General features: G+C 60.3%; 12 protein-coding genes. 5 read left to right on the forward strand and 7 right to left on the reverse strand.

The features are described from left to right. Window positions 1-49 precede the first annotated feature (49 nt). A complete protein-coding gene (locus QM647_RS09435; RefSeq protein WP_414995260.1) occupies window positions 50-1,942 on the reverse strand; it encodes a hypothetical protein in 1,893 nt (630 codons plus the stop codon). Window positions 1,943-2,479: 537 nt separating this feature from the next. Here QM647_RS09435 and QM647_RS09440 point away from each other — a divergent pair. Further along, entirely contained in the window at window positions 2,480-3,931 is a 1,452-nt protein-coding gene (locus tag QM647_RS09440) for a DHA2 family efflux MFS transporter permease subunit (RefSeq protein WP_414995261.1), read from the forward strand. Between the two features lie 237 nt (window positions 3,932-4,168). Here the strand turns inward: QM647_RS09440 and QM647_RS09445 are convergent, their stop codons facing one another. Next, window positions 4,169-5,170 (reverse strand): ABC transporter substrate-binding protein, encoded by a 1,002-nt coding sequence (locus QM647_RS09445; protein WP_414995262.1) that lies wholly within the window; start codon window positions 5,168-5,170, stop codon window positions 4,169-4,171. Window positions 5,171-5,451: 281 nt separating this feature from the next. Here QM647_RS09445 and QM647_RS09450 point away from each other — a divergent pair, with 281 nt between their 5' ends. From QM647_RS09450 to QM647_RS09465, 4 genes are all read left to right on the forward strand, one after another. Further along, window positions 5,452-6,477 carry an amidohydrolase family protein gene (locus tag QM647_RS09450; protein WP_414995263.1) on the forward strand — a complete coding sequence of 342 codons (1,026 nt, stop codon included), beginning with the start codon at window positions 5,452-5,454 and terminating at the stop codon, window positions 6,475-6,477. A 23-nt stretch (window positions 6,478-6,500) separates the two neighbouring features. Further along, window positions 6,501-7,388 (forward strand): HpcH/HpaI aldolase family protein, encoded by an 888-nt coding sequence (locus tag QM647_RS09455; protein WP_414995264.1) that lies wholly within the window; start codon window positions 6,501-6,503, stop codon window positions 7,386-7,388. Window positions 7,389-7,463: 75 nt separating this feature from the next. Then, complete coding sequence (locus tag QM647_RS09460; protein WP_414995265.1) at window positions 7,464-8,714, forward strand: MFS transporter; 1,251 nt, start codon at window positions 7,464-7,466, stop codon at window positions 8,712-8,714. A 141-nt stretch (window positions 8,715-8,855) separates the two neighbouring features. Then, entirely contained in the window at window positions 8,856-10,634 is a 1,779-nt protein-coding gene (locus QM647_RS09465; RefSeq protein WP_414995266.1) for a tannase/feruloyl esterase family alpha/beta hydrolase, read from the forward strand. A 463-nt stretch (window positions 10,635-11,097) separates the two neighbouring features. Here the strand turns inward: QM647_RS09465 and QM647_RS09470 are convergent, their stop codons facing one another. The 5 genes from QM647_RS09470 to QM647_RS09490 all read right to left on the reverse strand — a co-directional run bounded on the left by QM647_RS09470 (window position 11,098) and on the right by QM647_RS09490 (window position 18,391). Continuing rightward, window positions 11,098-12,465: an alpha/beta hydrolase gene (locus QM647_RS09470; RefSeq protein ID WP_414995267.1), complete on the reverse strand. Its 1,368-nt coding sequence runs from the start codon at window positions 12,463-12,465 to the stop codon at window positions 11,098-11,100. A 21-nt stretch (window positions 12,466-12,486) separates the two neighbouring features. Beyond that, a complete protein-coding gene (locus QM647_RS09475) occupies window positions 12,487-13,806 on the reverse strand; it encodes a neutral/alkaline non-lysosomal ceramidase N-terminal domain-containing protein (protein ID WP_414995268.1) in 1,320 nt (439 codons plus the stop codon). A 230-nt stretch (window positions 13,807-14,036) separates the two neighbouring features. Continuing rightward, window positions 14,037-16,727, reverse strand: coding sequence for a TonB-dependent receptor domain-containing protein (locus QM647_RS09480; protein ID WP_414995269.1), 2,691 nt, complete (start codon window positions 16,725-16,727; stop codon window positions 14,037-14,039). 91 nt (window positions 16,728-16,818) lie between these two features. After that, window positions 16,819-17,865 (reverse strand): FecR family protein, encoded by a 1,047-nt coding sequence (locus QM647_RS09485; RefSeq protein WP_414995270.1) that lies wholly within the window; start codon window positions 17,863-17,865, stop codon window positions 16,819-16,821. Then, on the reverse strand, window positions 17,858-18,391 hold the full coding sequence (locus tag QM647_RS09490) for an RNA polymerase sigma factor (protein ID WP_414995271.1): 534 nt from the start codon (window positions 18,389-18,391) through the stop codon (window positions 17,858-17,860). The genes QM647_RS09485 and QM647_RS09490 overlap by 8 nt, the downstream gene beginning before the upstream one ends. Between the last annotated feature and the right edge of the window lie 41 nt (window positions 18,392-18,432).

Below are 18,432 nucleotides of genomic sequence, written 5' to 3' on the forward strand. Positions count from 1 at the left end.
TATGCCCCGGAAGTGAAAGCGCGCGGACATTTGTCCGCGCGCCGTTAGCCTAGGTCTTGCTGTGGTGCGTCCACTGCTTGGCCGGAATATAGAGCGGCATGGAGTCTTCCCAGACCGTGTCGGTGATCTGGCGCTTGTTGCCGCCATCGGCATCCATGATCCAGATCTGGCCGTAGGGCTGGAAGGTATTGTCATACAGCGCGCATTCATCGCGGAAACCGTAGAAGCCGCTGCTCCACATGATCCGGCCATCGGCGGTCCAGACGGCGTGGCCGTCATTGGCGCGAAAGGTGGTCAGGCGCTTGAGGTCGGTGCCATCCGGCTTGATGGTGTAGACGTCGTAGTTTTCATAGTCCGACTTGCGCGTGAAGACGATCTTCGTGCCGTCCGGCGACCAGCCCGGCATGTTGTCGAGCATGGTGGTGAGCACACGACTCTGGCGGGTTTCCAGGTTGAGGATATTGAGCCCCAAATTGGTTCCGCTGAACACGCGATAGACGATCTCCTTACCGTCCGCCGAGTAGCTCGGGAAGCCAGCGTTGATGCTACCGTCAGTCAGCTCTTCCAGTCCGGTGCCGTCACGGCGGATGCGCATCAGCTTTGCCGTGCCCTGACCGCGGGTGAAGAACCATTGGCCGACACCGAAGGCGACCCATTTAGAATCCGGCGACCAGGCGGGCTGGAAGGCGCCGGCCAGACCGTGAGCGACCATTTCCGGATCGAGCTTGGCCTGCTTGGTGACATCAAACAGAGTCTTCTTGTTAGAACCGTCCGGGTCCATCAGAATGATCGAGGAATCGATCGCTTTTTGGGTAACGGCCAGTTTGCCGTCACGCGACAACGCCGGGAAAACATCCATATGGATGTAGTCCCATTCCGGGTCCCAGCTGTAGAGCTTCTGATATTGCGGACGCGGCTTGAAATCGACCTTTTCATAGATGACCGACTTGCCGTCGGGTGACCATGATGGATCGCGCATGGCATTGCCATTGATGGGCGCGGCGCCGGAGGAATAGTAGAGGCCTGGCATGCCGCCCCCCTTGACCACGTAGCCGACATCCTTGTCATTGAGGAACTGCGGCGTGACCTTGCAGCCGGGGCCGGAAGCGTGGATCGTGTAATCGCCGCTCTCCAGATTGACCGACATGATCTCGTTGGTCATTTTCGGCTGGCCTTCCGGACGGTGTGCGTTCCAGGTATCCTCGTCGGACATGGCGTAGAAGATGATGTTTTTGCTGTCCGGCGACCATTTCGGCGCGCCCAGAGCGTAGTCGGCGCGCGAGGCGACTTCGCGGAAGCCGGTGCCGTCCGGGCGGATGATGTAGATGCGGAGTTGCTGGGTGTGCTCCCAGCCGGCGGTGTTGTTATGCCCGCGCCAGTCGGTGTTGCGATCGGACGAGAAGGCGATCCACTGACCATCCGGTGACCATGACGGACGGAAGAAGCAGTCCGGCTTTTCCGGATTGCCTTGGACCTCGGGCGCGATGGTCAGGTTGGTCAGCTTGCCGATGGGAATATCAAGCAGCCAGATATTGTTCTTCCAGGTATCGCGGGTCGAAACGAAGGCGAGCTTGGAGCCGTCCGGCGACAGGGCGCCCTGGTCATCGACGTGCGGGCTGTCGGTCAGGCGTTCCAACGCGCTGCCATCGGCTTTCGCACGATAGATGTCGGATTGGCCGAGACCGTTGCGTTCCGAGGTGAAGACGATCCATTGGCCATCGGCTGAGAAGGAGGAATGGTATTCAAAGACCGAATCGGACAGCAGCTTGCGTTCGTTCGAGCCATCGACATTGGCGATATAGAGTTCGGAGGTCGACGGCCCAATCCGGTTCATCAGCATCACGCCCTTCTTTGCCGGCGCGGCATCGGCAAAGGCGGCTTTCGCCATCGGGGCTGCCAGCAGAGCGGCCGAAGCCACGCCCAGAAATTTCCGTCTATCCATTCGTTTTCTCCACTTCGCCGTTTTGGCCACGACAGGCCCAGGAATAATTCCATATAAATTCTATGGATAATTCCTGATCTCAGTAAAATTGCCGCGTCACCAATAGATTTGTCACGCGCCAATATAGGATTTGGTTATGCGGCCGCGTGTCGCACCTGTTTGCGCAACCCCGACCCAGTTGGTCGCCAGTTTTAGACAATCTGATGTTCATGCCAATTCAATTGGCTGCGGCCGGCATTAGATTTTGTTGCAGCCGGACGCTTTGGAAAAAGAAGCGCGCCATGTTGGGGGACATGACGCGCAATAAGGGCCGGCTGCCATGAACCTTGGGAGGTAACGCTTCAAACGGGAGCCGAATGCAGACAGGATGAGGGGCAGCGGTTGATGGAGCAATTCGGAAATGCGTGGGCAGCGATAGCTTTCCGATCTTTACTTTCACACGCCGGATCAAAAACTTATGGCGGACAGGCGATTTCGATTATGCGAATCCGCACGACGGGCTGATGCTGAAGTACCGCTTGCCACAGGAGTGACGGTTTGCCGCGACCTCAGTTAAAGCCCGGGCCTCAGCCTGTCGAATCCACGCCGGAACCGGCCACGCAGACTCGTCTTTTGCCATGGCTGATCGCCGTCGCCTTCTTCATGGAGTCGCTGGATACGACCGTGCTCAACACCGGCGTGCCGGCCATTGCCACTGCCCTGCATGTCCAGCCGCTGAGCATGAAGGCGGTGCTGTCGAGCTATACCCTGGCGCTGGCCGTCTTCATTCCGATCTCCGGCTGGATGGCAGATCGCTATGGCACGCGACGCGTATTCTCCGCGGCAATCGCCGTGTTTACGCTCGGCTCGATCCTGTGCGGCCTGTCGCCCAATGTGCATATGCTGGTGGCCAGTCGCGTCTTGCAGGGGATGGGCGGCGCCATGATGGTGCCGGTGGGGCGCCTGACCCTGGTGCGCAGCTTCCCAAAGGCCGAACTGGTCCGCGCCATGAGCTTCGTGGCGGTGCCCAGCCTGATCGCGCCGACGCTAGGGCCGCTGATCGGCGGGCTGATCGTCACCTATCTGAACTGGCGGATGATCTTCTTCATCAATATCCCGATAGGCTTTCTGGGGCTGGTCATGGTCTGGCTGAAACTGCCCGATTACCGTAACGACAAGCGCCGGCCGCTCGATCTCGTCGGTTTGATCCTGTTTGGTTCGGGCGTTGCGCTATTGTCCTATGTGCTGGAAGTCTTCGGTGAGCACCTGTTGTCGTGGTCCGAAATCCTGGGGCTCTTGGCGGTCTCGGCAGCACTCATTGCCGGCTACTGGCTGAACAGCCAGCGCGTCACCTATCCGCTGCTGATGCTGAGCCTTTATCGTATCCGCACCTTCGCGGTGGCGACCGGCGGTTCTTTCCTGACGCGGCTGGGCATTGGCGGTATGCCCTTCCTGCTGCCGCTGCTTTATCAGGTCTGTCTTGGCCTCGATCCGGTGCAGTCGGGCCTGCTGATCATGCCCCAGGCGCTGGGGGCGATCACCACCAAGAGCTTCCTGCCGCGCCTGATCGCCTTCCTGGGCTATCGTCGCCTGCTGACCCTGAACACGGTGATCGTCGGGTTGTGGATCATGGGGTTCGCCCTTATTGGCCCGAAGGCGCCGGTGCTGCTGATCGCTGTCATGGTCTATATTTTCGGTGCCCTGACATCGATCCAGTTTGCCGGCATGAATACCTTGACTTACGCCGACGTGCCCGGAAACCGCGCCAGCGGGGCCTCGTCCATCGCCTCGACCCTGCAACAGATGTCGATCTCGTTCGGCGTCGCCTGCGCGGGTATGATGGCGGCGATTTTCCTCCCGCAGGCGGGTGTCGAGAACAGCGCCGGTATGTTGCAGGGCCTGCATTCCAGCTTTCTGATCCTGGGCGGCTATACGGTCCTGTCCTCGGCCATCTTCTATCGCCTGCAGGCCGACGATGGCGCTGGCAATCACAAACCGGCGACCACCTGACAACTTATCGGCGCTTGCCTGAAATCAATCTGACATCTGCCATAAGTGAGCGCATTGTTGAGGTGCGTAACGACCTTCGGTCAACCGCTTCTCTCGATCATGCCCGCTCTCGTGAGCGTGCGTCCCAGCCTCCCTCTTCCGTCCGCGGGAGAGGGATTTTTTGCGTCACACGCCACAAAGCAAAACCCGCCGCTCCCTGAGGAACGGCGGGTTCAGTACGCTTACAGTCGTAAGGCCTTATGCGCTTGCGCGCAGCGCGGCCAGGTCGGTGTTTTCCGGATCGACGAACAGTTCCTCAATCGACATGCGGCGCGGGGTCAGGCCTTGCTTGAAGGCGGTCTCTTCCAGGGCTTCGATGGTCTTGATATTAGCGGCGATTCCGTAGGGCAGAGGGTCGTGACCGACGACCGGGCGCAGACCGAGGTAGCGCTTATCCGAGGCCGTGGTGGCTTCCCCGGCATCGAGGCGGGCCAGCCACTCGTTCTTGGCCTTGGTGAAGGCGTCGAAGATCGACTTGGCGACCCACGGATGGGCCTTCAGGATCTCGTCCTTGACCACGATGGTGCCGTGCATCGGGTAGATGCCAGTGCGCTCGTAATATTCGGCTTCCAGTTCGGCGGCATTGGGGAAGAGGTCGGGATAGTTGGCCTCGACTTCCTTCCAGCCACCGGTCGGGGCGCCGGTGCGGCCAATGCCGGCATTGGCGTGGAAACCGGCGGCCAGTTCGCCGCGTGCCATCATGTCAGCCAGGGAATCGCCCGGCGCGGTGTGGCTGACGTTTTCCGGCAGCTTGAGCTGCGTGACGTGTTCCTCGTCATCGACGATCCAGTTGATCTTGGAGTTATCGACGCCGAATTCCTCGATCAGCACCTGGCGGGTCCACACACCGGTCGTCACCGAATAGGCGCGCACGCCGACCTTTTTGCCTTCCAGATCCTTCGGGGTCTTCACGCCGGAATCGGGGTGAACCAGCAGGCCGGCATGGTGAAAGCGGCGCAGCACGAAGATCGGCAGGGCGGTGAACGGACGGCCATAGGCCTTAGCGATGATATAGGTGGTCGGGGCCAGTTCGCAGACATCGAACTCGACGTCGCGTACCATGCGGCGGAAGGCGCCGATCTGCGGCTGGACGGTGATGATTTCGGCGTCGACGCCCTCGATCTCGATCGAGCCGTTGCGGATGGCGGCAGTGTGCGGCGCTTCCGCCACGGCGATGGTCAGTTTCAGTTTTCCGGACAAACTCTTGTCTCCAGTGGTGTTACAGGCGCGAATAACCGCGGTGATGTCACAATGCCTGTTCTGCCTGCGAAAATCAGATTGGAAAGTCTCCGTCGGTCATAAGTTTTTGTCCAGAAGCTTGCGCCGCCTGGGGTGTGGCCCCGAAGACTTATGGCCGTCATCGCAAAATCAATGCCTCCGGTTTCGCCAAATTCGTTATGTCTTTTCCGCATCGAAGCGGCGCTTGCCGGCTTTCTACTCTATACTGACAGGGCGTCGCCCTGATGCGCAACGGAGACAACATGATTATCGATTGCCACGGGCATTTCACCACGGTTCCGACCTCCTTCCGCGAATTTCGCGCCAGACAGGTCGAGTTTGCCAATGACCCGGCCAATGGCCCGAAGCTCTCCGATGCCCTGGTCACCGACGAGCAGATCCGCGAAGCCATCGAAGGCGGCCAGCTTAAGCTCCAGCAGGAACGCGGCAGCGACCTGACCATCTTCTCACCGATTGCCGGCCTGATGAGCCACCATCTCGGCAATGAGCGCACCTCGCTGGAATGGTCGGAAATCTCCAACAACCTCGTCCATCGCGTCACCGAAATGTATCCGGACAATTTCGCGCCGGTCTGCATGCTGCCGCAGTCGCCGGGCGTGCCGGTCAAGAACTCGGTGCCCGAACTGCGTCGCTGTGTCGAGGAACTGGGTTTTGTCGGCGCCAACCTCAATCCCGATCCGTCCGGCGGCTACTGGACCGGCACCCCGGTCACGGACCGTGAGTGGTATCCGATCTTCGAAGCCCTGTGCGACCTCGACGTGCCGGCCATGATCCACGTCGCCGCCTCGTGCAATCCGTGCTTTCACGGCACCGGCGCCCACTACCTGAACGCCGATACCTCGGTCTTCATGCAGATCCTGCAATCCGACCTGTTCAAGGACTTCCCGACCTTGCGCCTGGTCATTCCACATGGTGGCGGCGCCGTGCCTTACCACTGGGGGCGCTATCGCGGCATGTCGCTGGAAATGGTCAAGCGCCCGCTGGAAGAAATGCTCGACAATATCTTCTTCGATACCTGCGTCTATCATCGCCCCGGCGTCGAACTGCTGACCACGGTCGTGCCCGTCGAGAACGTGCTGTTCGGTTCGGAAATGATCGGCGCCGTGCGCGGCCGCGATCCGAACACCGGTGAATATTTCGACGACACCAAGAAGTATGTCGATGCCATCCCGTCGCTCAGCGCTGACGACAAAGCCAAGATCTTTGAAGGCAATGCCCGCCGTGTCTATCCGCGCCTTGACAAGCGTCTGAAGGCACAAGGTAAGTAAGCGGTACAGGAAGGATAAGCAAAATGAGCATACGTCTGAACGGAGTCATCCGCGCCTGGGAAGAGGGCCGTCCGGCCTTCGCCGCCTTCTCGCAACTCGATCGCCGCGCCGCCATCGAATTTTCGGCCGGCCCCTACGATTCAATCATCTACGAGATGGAGCACAATCCGTGGGATATCGTGGGCCTGCGCGACTCGATGCAGTACCTGCTGAGCCGCAAGCAGATCCTCGACGCCGGCTCTCTGGCGCCGACCGTGACGCCGATCTGCCGCATTCCGCCGAACGGCAACGAGATGGACCAGGCCTATGCCAAACAGGCGCTCGATTGCGGCGTCTATGGCGTGGTCTGGCCGCACATCACCACGGTCGAGGAGGCGCGCAATGCCGTCTCCGCCTGCCGCTATCCGCGCCCTGAAACCGCGCCCAACTATGAGCCGGCCGGTATCCGTGGCGATGCGCCGACCTTCGCCAGCCGCTACTGGGGTTTGGGCCAGCAGGAATACTACAAGAAAGCCGATGTCTGGCCGCTCAATCCCGAAGGCGAAATCCTCGTCTTCCTGATGATCGAGTCGGTCAAGGGCATGAACAATCTCGACGAGATCCTGGCCAATGTGCCGGGCATCGGTTGCGTTCTGATCGGCGAGGGCGACCTGTCGCAAAACCTCGGCTTCCCGCGCCAGTACGATCACCCGGTCGTCCACGAAGCTATGGCGAAGATCGTCGCCACCTGCAAAAAGCACGGTGTGCCGGTCGGCCATCCGCACGTCACCACCAAAAATGTCGAGCGCGTGCTGGCGGAAGGCTTCCAGTTCCTGATGTCAGCCCCTGTGCGGACCTTCAAGGCGATCGACATGGCGCGCGAAATCATCGGCATGAAGGTCGAGACGGCTGCCGCCGGCGCCGCCTACTAACAGGGCTGATCAGTTCCAGCTTTGCGGGCGCCATGTTTCACATGTGCGCCCGTTTCCTTTTTTGAGTCCCCGATAATGACGACCTTTCGCGCCCTCAAAAACCCGAATTACCGTATCTGGGCCACTGGTGCGGCGGTCTCCAATGTCGGCACCTGGCTGCAACGCACGGCACAAGACTGGATCGTGCTGACCCTGCTGACGGCCCACAGCGCCAAGGCGGTCGGTATTGTCATGGCGCTGCAATTCGGACCGCAGGCGGTGTTGCTGCCATTTACCGGTTACGCCGCCGACCGCTTCGATCGCCGTAAGCTGCTGATCGTCACACAGGCCATCATGGGCACGCTCGCCGCCATTCTTGGCGTTTTGACCCTGACCGGCCTGGTGCAGCTATGGCATGTCTATGTCCTGGCGGGATTGCTCGGTGTGGTCACGGCCTTCGACACACCGGCGCGGCAGATTTTCGTGACGGACCTGGTGCCTGTCGAGGAATTGTCAAACGCCGTGGCGCTCAATTCCGCATCGTTCAATGCCGCGCGCCTGGTCGGACCGGCGGTGGCCGGTGTGCTGATCGCCCTAGTTGGCTCCGGCTGGGTGTTCCTGATCAATGCCGCCTCCTTCTTCGGCGTGCTGATCTCCCTCATTGTTCTGCGCGCCAGTACGATGCAGGTGCGCGCAAGACGCACGGCGAAATCGAGCTTCGCCGAGGGTTTTCGCTATATCGGCAGCCGTCCGGACCTGATGGCGATCATGCTGATGTTCTTCCTGATCGGTACCTTCGGCCTCAACTACCCGATTTTCATCTCGACCATGGCGGTCAAGGAATTCCACAAGGGCGTCGGGCAGTTCGGCCTGCTGACGTCGATCCTGGCCATCGGCTCGGTCTCCGGCGCCCTGCTGTCAGCCAGCCGGTCGACACCGCGCCTGCGCCATCTACTGATCGGCTCGGCCTGCTTTGGCTTGGGCTCGACCTTCGCGGCCATCATGCCCGATTACTGGACCTTCGGCGCGGCGCTGATCATGATCGGTATTTCCGCCCAGACCTTCAGCACCTCGGCCAACGGCCTGGTTCAGATGTCAACCGAAAGCCATCTGAAAGGCCGGGTGCAGGCGATCATGATGGCGGTCTTCAATGGGGGCACGCCTCTGGGCGCGCCGATCGTCGGCTGGGTAGCGGATCGTTTCGGTCCGCGCTGGGGCATCATGGTAGCGGCATTCGGCGGCTTCGGCGCGGCTGCTATTATCCTCCATTACTTTGTGAAACACCGAGGGCTAAGTCTTCATATAGAAGACGGACGACTGCAGGCCCGGTTCAAGGACAAGCATTGACCGGAAGTGGAGTGTGGTGAACGAAGTGACCCTCTAGTCAAAACCAATCGTTCTTGCGGGATTTCTGTCTTGCTTGTCGCTCTGGGCATCCCCATCGTTTTGCAATCCGGCCTCAAGAGCCTGCCTTATGGATTTACTTAGATGTTCAAACCTGTTGCCTTTGTTGTCGTTTGTCTTGGTCTGATCGTTTGTACGCCGGGCTTCGCGGCGTCGCCATCATTGGCGAGTTCGGGTTTGAAAGACTTAACGCCTGTTTCCGCCGCCATGCCGTGCGAACAACTGGCACGTACCGATTTCGAAAGCGTGCCTGATGCGCCGACCCGGATCAGCAAGGCGCAGGTCCAGACGGATGATAAAACCGGCGCGGAATTCTGCCGCGTTACCGGTTTTGTTTCACCACAGGTCCAGTTCGAATTGCGCTTGCCAACTAAGACTTGGACGCAGCGCCTGCTCATGACCGGCTGCGGCGGCCTGTGCGGCAATATCGGCCTGTTCGCCGAGCACGCAGATAGCTGTCTGCCCTTGCAACGCGGCGAGATGGCCATTGTCGCCACAGACATGGGGCATGAAGGGCAGGGCGGTCTCTGGGCCAAGGACGATCTGCTCTTGCGCACCGATTTTGCTTATCGCGGCGTCCATGTGGTCACACTGGCGGCCAAGGCCATTATCGCGAAGTACTATGGTCAGCCGCAAGCCTACGCCTATTTCTCAGGCTGTTCCGATGGCGGGCGCGAAGCCTTAATGGAGGCACAACGCTTCCCGACCGATTTTGACGGCATCACTGCCGGGGCGCCTGCGGCCAACTTTGTGGTGCAGAACTCCTTCTACCACGCCTGGAATGCCGTGAAGAACACCGGTCCGGATGGCCAGCAGATATTCAACGCGTCGCGTGTCGCCATCCTGCATGCGGCGGTCCTCAGGGCCTGCGACACGCTCGACGGGCAGGCTGACGGTCTGATCAGCGACCCGACGCAGTGTCATTTCGATCCGGCCACAATCCAATGCCAGCCCGGCGCGGCGACCGATGCCTGCCTGACCAGCGCCGAGGTGGCTGTCGCGAAAGCGTTCTATGAGGGCGCGCACGATGACCAGGGCAACCGCTTCGTGACCGGCGGCCTGCAACCGGGTTCGGAGCTGGCCTGGGTCGGCGTGGAGATTTCGCCCATACCCGGCATGCCACCGTTCGGTGCGATGGCGGCGGGTGACGCGACCAAGTACCTGCTGAATTGGCCATCCCTGCCGACCGACTGGTCCGTACTCACCGACTTCACCTTCGACAAGGCGACCTTTGATAAGGTCACCGCATCCTATCCGCTTTACAATGCCACCAATCCCGATCTGTCGGCCTACTTCAGCCGTGGTGGCAAGCTAATCATGTGGCACGGCTGGTCCGATCCGCATATCTCGCCGACAAACTCGATCGCCTATTATCGCGGCGTGGAGGCGACCGTGGGGGCGCAGGCGACACGTGACCATATGCGCTTCTACTTGTTCCCCGGCCTCTATCACTGTGGCGGTGGCGACGGGCTAAACACCTTCGATATCTTGACCCCGGTCATGGCCTGGGTGGAAGGCGCCAAGCAACCGGAAGCCCTGCAGGCCTCCCATGTCGAGCAGAAGGGCATGCCCGGCATGATGGGACCGCCATCTGCACCGCCCGTCGGCACCAAGGGGGCGCCTCCGCTGGCCCCGAGTGGCCAGTCGTCGCTCGATACCGTGCGACCGGCACCTGTCGTCGCGACGGTCATGATCTCCCCCTATCCACTGCTCGCCGATTTCAAAGGCAAGACGAAGGTGGCTAACGGCTACGCGCTCTATACCCCATTGTCCTGGGCCGGTGATCACCTGTTCAAGCCGTACAAGGCCCAGACCTGCGGTTGGACGGGCAACACCTATGCCTGCGAAACCAACTTGCATTGATAGCTGGAAATATCGCCGCCTCAGGATTGTCTAATCTTCTGAGGATCAGGTTTGCCATTGACGCCAAGACGTAGGACGATGCGTGGACTGGGTAGGCGCACCGGCCGGTGCGCGACATGCCTGCAATTCAGGCGCATGGCGCAAATTGGCCGGTCGATGATGGGTAAGGCGCTGGACTTGCATGGCCACAGTCCTGGCCACCTGATCGGCAACCACGACTGGCTGCATTGTGACGCCAGGCACTTCAGTCCTTAAACTTTCGGCGGCTCTGAGCTTGTTTATAGCTTCGGTGCCTTCCCACGTCCACGGACAGACGCCGGAGGACTTTCAGAATGCGCCCAACACCAACGCCGCTGTTTAGTTTGTCACTGATGCCAGGGTTTGCAGCTGTTTGCGTGGAGGAAAAAAGTACGGCAGGCCAGAAGAGACTGACCTGCCGTATTATTCTTAAATCTGGATGAGCCTAGAATCGTCCGGGCTTACTCAGCCAGCCATCGACATAGTCGTAGGTCGTCTTGACTGTATCGCCGAACTGGCCAGGCGTGGTCTCGCACTTGGTACAGGTCCGGTAGATGTGATCGGCGCCTTCGATAAAGGCCAGCGACTTGTCAGCGCTTTTGGCATGGTCGTAGATGGTCTCGGCGGCCAGGCCTTCCCAGTGACCAGTCATGCCGAGCGCCAGGAAGGGCACCGTAACGCCCTCGACATTGCCCGGAGGGCTGGCATAGGTCGAGGTCCATTCCACACCCTGGATCGAGTCTTCATCATAGCCGAAATCATCGGTGACGCGGATGGCGAAGCTGGACAGATAGTTGCGCACGGTCGTCTTCAGCGCCCCGAACTTGTAGGACGACAGCTGCATCGGCGGGGTTTCCGGCACGCGCACCGAATGGATGATGCCCGTCGTGATCGAGCCATCGGCATGAACCAGCGGCCATGGCTTCTGCGAACGCGACAACAGGCGCGGATCTTCCGGGAAAAGCTTATTGGCAGCGACAAACGCGCCCGGCACGATGAACGGCTCATCATCGGCATAGTTACCCTTGCCGGCTTCGATCAGGGCCAGGCGATCCTGTGCCATCTGGATCAGCTTGTTGGCGCGCGCCCCTTCGGCTTTCTGGAACTTTTTGATGAAGGCCGGGCTATATTTCGCGCCGTTCGGATCGTAACCGTTCTTCGGATTCTTGACGTCGAGATCGGGGTTGGAAACCATGCCGCTGGTCTCGTCGGTCACCGACGGATCGATGCTGAGCAGCACCATTTCGGCTTGGCCCCAGTTGGCATCGGCCAGCACCACGCCATCGGCTTTCGGCATGCCGGCAAGGTTATCCGGGCACTTGTGGATCTTCTGCGCATCCTGGCAGATGGCGACCCCGTTCTCGGCGATATCCTGGTAGGCGGTCATCAGGGTGGCGCCGCCGGAGTGACCGAACAGGACCACCTTGTCGATGCCAGGCGCCTGGCGCAGCCAGGTCACGGCCGCCTTGATCTGCAGCATGACGTCATCGATGATGCCGTCATTGAAGGTGAAGGACTTGCTGCTGGTATTGTTGGCGCAAAGCACCGTGTAGCCGCGCTTGGAAAGTTCGGTACAGGCGGAGAACTCGAGATAGTCGCCATCGGCGTGCATGACGAACAGGGCGATATGGCTCTTCGGACCGGGATTGACCGGCTGGTAGAGCACGCCCGGCACGCCGCCGGCGATATGGACAAAGCTGCTCTTGATCGATGGATCGAGCGGCTGGCCGACCGGCATCTGCGCCTCGGCGGGTAAAGCCAGGGCAAGGGCGGAGGCCGCCGTCATCGTGGCGAAAAGGGTGATGAGTTTCATGAGTGGATTCCCTGTAAGGATCTATTTCGGCGCAGTGGCCAGCAATTGGTTGAGGCCAGTGGAAATGGCCTGGGTGGCGCAGCCGGGTTTGACCGGCGAACCGAAGGCGCCATGACCGGGATGCACGTAGGCGGAGTCATTGAGGATGTAACCGACCGAGCCGGCCGTCATGGTAATGAGCGTGGTATTGGGCAGGGGCGAGGCGCTCTTGATCGACTTCCCGATATCACTGGCAATATCGCCGCCGACACCGGCCAGAACCAAGTCATTGATGCGGATCACTGACAGCGGGATACTCAGCGGGCCGGTATCATCGAGGCTGATTAGTTTGCCGGTGGCGTGATCGACATTGTAATGCTGGCCAGGGCAGGTGACTGGCGCGGAGGCGGCATAGAGCGTCGCCTCGTCGTCACCCGCCGGCATGGCTGAGATGGTTTCCATGGCGGACATGGCGAGGCGGCGGGCCTGAAGATCGAGAATGCCCCAGCCGGCGGCGCCTTCGTCGGTGCCGGGCAGCAGCGAATCCGGCTGCAGTGACTTGAACAGCGGCAACTGGTCGCCCTCGGCCGCGCTGGTGAAAAGCACGACCGGCGCGCCTGTCGGCTGGCCTTCGAGGATGCGCGAGACGGCACCGGGCAGGTCGCCGCTGACCTCATAGCCGCCGTCCTTCGTCACGCTGCGGAACATGACCTCGCCATGCGTCGCGTAGTTCAGCATAAGCGCCAGAGGTTGGCCGTCTGTGGTTTCAACGCGCAGGATATCGAGTGTCTTGTCCGATGAGCCCGTGGCGTCATACCAGTACTTGTGGCCGGCCTCTTCGCCATTGTTCGTGTTTACAAAGGCCTGACCACGGCCGAAGCCAATCTTCGCAGGCTTGAGCGCCGCCACGGCCTCCTTCGTGGCCTCAATGGCGCCATCCTGAAGGCGGGCCATTTCGCGCTTTTGCGTGTCGCTCGGTTCGCCGCCATGGAAGAAGGTCAGGAGGACATTGTGCGTATGGGTGGCGGTGACCATGACATTGGTGACTGGCACATCGGCAGCCTTGGCAACGGCCGCAACCATCTGGTCGGGATTGGGCACCAGGGTTGCTTCCAGGCTGACCAGAACCACGCGTTTGTTGCCATCGTCGAGTACGATGGCGCGGGCATAGACATCATCGTGCACGCCGACAAAGGTCTTCTCGTGCGGCACGGTATAGGGGAATTCGTCGATCGTCGGTGTCACGGCTACCTTACCGGCACCGGCCTTTAATGCACCGGCGCCGGCAGGAAGGGCGAGGGCAGAGACCGCCACGGCGCAGGTCAGCGCCAGTGTGGAAAGGGCTTTGTGGCGAGATGTCATGTGTGTGGAACTCCCTGTGCGCCGAAGGTCTCAAGGCGCTTATCGTTTTGAGCTTAGCGCCTGTTTGGCGGGCGCAAACCATTACTTTTCGTAAAATGCCATAAATATTAGCTACTTATAAGCAAATTGGAGACGTGTCATAAGGTCGGCTTATGATTAAAAAGGCGGACGCCTGCAGGGGAAAGCAGGCGCCCGCGTAGGTGGCGCGGGGAGACGCCAGGGAATAGCCTTTAGAAAGTCGTGCCCAGGCGCACGCCGAATTGACGTGGTGTGGAGATGCCGACATTGCCGTTGCCAGGCTGGAACGGGTTGCCCTGGTAGAAGGTCTCCTGAACCTTGTCCTCGATGTTCTTGACATAGGCCTGAACGGTCAGGCGGCCATTGGGCGCGGTATAGGTCAGATCGAGGCCGGAGCGCGTGAAAGGCGCCTGGCGGTAGGTCTGGCTGTTCGAGATGACGTTCAGGTAGTAGGTCGCCGTATACTGGGTAGCGGCGTTGAAGACGATGTTGCCCCCGTTGGCCAGATCCCAACGGTGGCGCCATGACAGGCTGGCCGTAGTCGTAGGGGCCTTGTCCATAACGTGATCCGACCAGTCGACCACGGGATTGCCGGCATTGCCACCCGATTGCAGTTCGTTGAAGGTGGCGTGGAGGTAGTTCAGGCTAACCGTAATCGAGTCATTATGGGTCGGCGTGAAGGTGGCCTGGTTCTCCATGCCGTAAATGGTGGTCGGGGTATTGATGGTGACAGAGGCGAAATTGGCATTACCGATTTCGATGGTCGAGACCACCTGCATGTCGTCGTAAGCGTAGTAATAGAGATCGCTGTCCAACCAGAGCCATGAGGTCGGGCGTCCCTTATAGCCGACTTCATAGGCGACCAAGTTTTCCGCCGTGTAGCAGCAGGGCGTATCGACGAAACCCGTCGGGGCATTGAAGCCGCCTGGCTTGTAGCCGGTCGAGATATTGCCATAGAGCATGGTCGAAGGGTTTGGCTTCCAGTCTATGCCCAGCTTCCAGGTGAACTTGCTGGCGCTGTAGGTCTGCTTCAGTTCGCTGTCGCCGTAAGAACCGGCTTCGGCGTCCGCATAGCCGGCCGACTGATAGCCGGCAGTGCCGGAGCACAGGTCAGTCTTCAGGTTGGTGAAGTTGCATGGATCGCCGTAAAAGGTTGAGCCGGCTTCACCGAAACCGCCCGTCGAACCATAGGTGATGAACTTGTAGGTAAAGGCGTGCTGACTGATCTTGTCCGCCGATACCCGTCCGCCGGCCGTCAGTTCCAGCGTATCACTCAGATGATATTGCAGAGTACCGTACAGGCTGGCGCTTTGGCGGGTAATGTAGGTGGTGCTGGCCGTATTGACCGGCCCCTGGTCCGCCGACGGGTTGAGGTCGCCGGCGTCTCCGGCAGAGCAGGCGCCTTCCACGGTATTCAGACAGGGCGCGGCCATGCTGGCGGTCAGTGAGTCCGAGTCCAGTTTCAGGAAGCTGGCGCCGACGACCCAGTCAAGCTTTGAGGGCTGGGCGTTGTGCAGGCGCAGTTCCGACGAATAGGTGGTGTTATGGCCGTAATAGGGCACCCAGATCCAGCCTGGACCGCCGGGCGGAATAATGCCGCCATTGTCGATCAGGATGTCGTCATAGGTGACATGCGACACGCCGGTAAGGACCTGAAGGTCGATACCGCCGAGGCGCGTGTTGAAATCATTGTTCAGCGTATAGACATTGTCATTACTGGAAGGGGTGATGGGGCTCGAAGGGGCCGTGCGCTGTTTTTCACCGCCTTCAGCGTGGGCGATCAGAGTGTCGTAGAGAATGGTGCCGTAACCAGCGCCATAAGAATGCTGGCCGGTTGCCTGGATCAGCCAGCTCGTGTCCTCCGAGGGCTTGTAAAGCAGGCTGACGCGGCCAGAATAGTCATGCTCGTCATTTAGCTTCGCGCTGCCATCAGCACCCAGATTGGCACTGCCGTGACCGTCGACTTCCTTGGCCTGGATGATGTAGCCGTCGCGGTCATTGCTGTTGAGCGCTACGCGCAAGGCGAGTTTGTCAGTCAACGGCGTGTTCAGCACCAGATTGGCGCGTTTGGTGTTGAAATTGCCGAACTCCATATCGGCCAGGCCGCCAAAATCGAAGGTGGGGCGCTTGCTGAGCACATTGACGACACCGCCCGGCGAGGCTGCGCCATAGAGCGTGCCCTGCGGGCCGCGCAGGACTTCGATATGGTCGACGTCAAAGAAAGGGATGACGAGGGCCCGCGTATCGAGTTGTTGCACGCCGTCGAGGATGACCGCGACGCCCGGTGTCTGGGTCAGGCCCTGTTTGTTGTCCTGCACCCCGCGCATGGCGATGTTGACGCCCTGTTGACCGTTGCCGCGGTCGACGACGACGTTAGGTGCAATCATCGCCAGGTCATCGAAGGTGTTGACCCCTTTGCGCTTCATGTCTGCACCAGTCATGGCCGAAACTGCCAGGGGCGTACGGGCGGCGACTTCAGCCTTTTTACGCGCCACCACGACAATCTGTTCGGTGCCGGTATCAGCCTCGGCGATAGCATGCGGTCTGGCCACCGAAGCTGGTGCCGGTTCGGCGCCGATCTTGATCACGCCGCCGGGCAAGGGCTCGGCATTGAGGCCGGTGCCCTCCAGCATATCGGATAGCGCAGCATCGACCGTGAGATTGCCCTGTAGCGCGTGGCTCTGGATATTGGCCAGGGCGTTCGAGTCATAGGCGAACTGCTGGCCTGAGGTCAGGGCAAAGGCCTTCAATGCCGTGACCAGGTTTTCGGCAGGTATATTGAACTGGTAATGCGGCGTTGCTGCCTGGGCATGCGCCAGGTGAGGTGCGGCCGAGATCGAGATGAGGGCGGTGGCGGCATACATCATCGCCTTACGCGCCATTTTATTGGCTGTGCTTTTCATTTTTTCCTCCGTGCGCGTGTTTTGTGTGTGGTCACGCTACGTGAGGTAAAACGCTCGCCCGCCGGAAACACGAACCGGGTTATGCGTGTTTCTAATCGGCCTTTTCGGTTATCTTATAGGCGCCATTGTCTTCGTGATAACTGAGATTGGCCACGGCGCATACGCCTTCGACAAAGGCATGGGTGTCGCCGGTGCGATAGATGCCGCTGACGCGTACCTGCCGGTTCAGGCGGTCCAGCATCACCGGCTGGGAGGCATAACGGTTGACCCGGGCGATGGCGACGGCGATGGGCTCGTTATCGAAGGCCAGCAGACCGTTCTTCCAGACATCGTCGATATTGGGGTCCGCTTCCCTCACCTGGGCCTGCGGCGTGGCGTCGTAGGATACGAGTTCCTCGTGACTGCCGATCGAGGTCGTGAAGGCGCTGGACCGAAGGCGGGCGAACTGCAACAAGGCAGAGGGTACATAATCGATGCGGGCCGTGCCGCTTAGCATGGTCACGGAGGTCTGGTTGCCCAGATGCTCGACGCTCAGGACCCCCCCTGCGGCAATGACGCGGCGATCGCCGACCAGAACCGTCAGGGCATGGGCGCGGTCTGGCGTAACTTCAAATCTCGCGCGGCCCTTGTCGACCCAGATGCGTCGTTCAAGGCGTGTCATGCGCACGCGCAGGCGTGTATCGGCATCCAGCCGCAGCACGGAACCATCGGGTAGTTGTAGAACCTGGGTCTGGCCCTTGCCGGTTTCATATACCGTGGCCTGAGCCTGAAGCGTATAGAAGGTGGCGCCGCCCAGGACCAGCATGCACAGGCTTGCGCCCAGCCATTTCCGAATCTGGCGTGGGAAGGCCAGGCGCGAGAATTCGTCAAGCCCCTGGCGCATCTTTCGTTTGGATTTACGTCGCTGGAGATCGGCCAGCGCCGCGCTGCGCATGGCTAGGCCGTCAATGGTTGTGTCTTCTGCCGCTATGCCTTCCCAGATGTCCAGCATTTGCAGAAAGCGGGCGCGGTTATCGGCTGAACGATTTAGCCAGGCTTCCAGCTCGGCACGTTCTGAGGGCGATAACGCGCCTTCGCGGACGCGCAGGCACCAGGCGGCGGCATCCTGGACGGAAATCGGGATGGACGATTCAGTCATGCCGCACCTCCTCTTTCTCGATACGTAGCAACAGGAACTGCATGGCTTTCAATATGTGTTTCTGGACGCTGCGGACCGATATGCCGTAGGTTTCGGCCAGTTCAGCCTGGGGGATACCTTCGAGCCGGAACAGGACGAACAGGTTGCGCGTCATCTCAGGCAGTTCGGCCAGGTGGCGGGTAATATGCGCCAGTGTCTCGCGCGCTTCATGGAACCGCAGGGGCGTCAGTTCCTCGAAAGCCGTCGTGTGGACTTCAAGCGCAGGCGCTGTCCTATGCTGCCGATGCTCTCGCCGATACCGATCCTTGAGCAGGTTGGAGGCAATCTGGAAGATATAGGCGCCCGAATGTTCCGGCTCATTGGCGGCGGTGGCGATGAGCCGGAGGAACACCTCCTGGATCATGTCTTCGGCATCGGTCGATCGGACCTGCCGACGACTGAAGAACGCCATGAGCGGTCCGCGATAGGTCGCACTCAGGCTGCCATATCGCAAGGGTTCGGCAGATTTTCTGTCAGGCTCGGTCATCCACACTATCCCGCTTCACACTCAATAAGACGCTTGAATCG

Origin of the sequence: Asticcacaulis sp. (genome assembly GCF_047605585.1) — a bacterium.
In the GTDB taxonomy this organism is placed as follows: domain Bacteria; phylum Pseudomonadota; class Alphaproteobacteria; order Caulobacterales; family Caulobacteraceae; genus Asticcacaulis.

Excerpts from the sequence above, each read along its gene's own strand:
- QM647_RS09435 (WP_414995260.1), bottom strand. The coding sequence starts at position 1,942 with ATGGATAGACGGAAATTTCTGGGCGTGGCTTCGGCCGCTCTGCTGGCA.
- QM647_RS09450 (WP_414995263.1), top strand. The coding sequence starts at position 5,452 with ATGATTATCGATTGCCACGGGCATTTCACCACGGTTCCGACCTCCTTC.
- QM647_RS09455 (WP_414995264.1), top strand. The coding sequence starts at position 6,501 with ATGAGCATACGTCTGAACGGAGTCATCCGCGCCTGGGAAGAGGGCCGT.
- QM647_RS09460 (WP_414995265.1), top strand. The coding sequence starts at position 7,464 with ATGACGACCTTTCGCGCCCTCAAAAACCCGAATTACCGTATCTGGGCC.
- QM647_RS09465 (WP_414995266.1), top strand. The coding sequence starts at position 8,856 with ATGTTCAAACCTGTTGCCTTTGTTGTCGTTTGTCTTGGTCTGATCGTT.
- QM647_RS09470 (WP_414995267.1), bottom strand. The coding sequence starts at position 12,465 with ATGAAACTCATCACCCTTTTCGCCACGATGACGGCGGCCTCCGCCCTT.
- QM647_RS09475 (WP_414995268.1), bottom strand. The coding sequence starts at position 13,806 with ATGACATCTCGCCACAAAGCCCTTTCCACACTGGCGCTGACCTGCGCC.
- QM647_RS09480 (WP_414995269.1), bottom strand. The coding sequence starts at position 16,727 with ATGAAAAGCACAGCCAATAAAATGGCGCGTAAGGCGATGATGTATGCC.
- QM647_RS09485 (WP_414995270.1), bottom strand. The coding sequence starts at position 17,865 with ATGACTGAATCGTCCATCCCGATTTCCGTCCAGGATGCCGCCGCCTGG.
- QM647_RS09490 (WP_414995271.1), bottom strand. The coding sequence starts at position 18,391 with ATGACCGAGCCTGACAGAAAATCTGCCGAACCCTTGCGATATGGCAGC.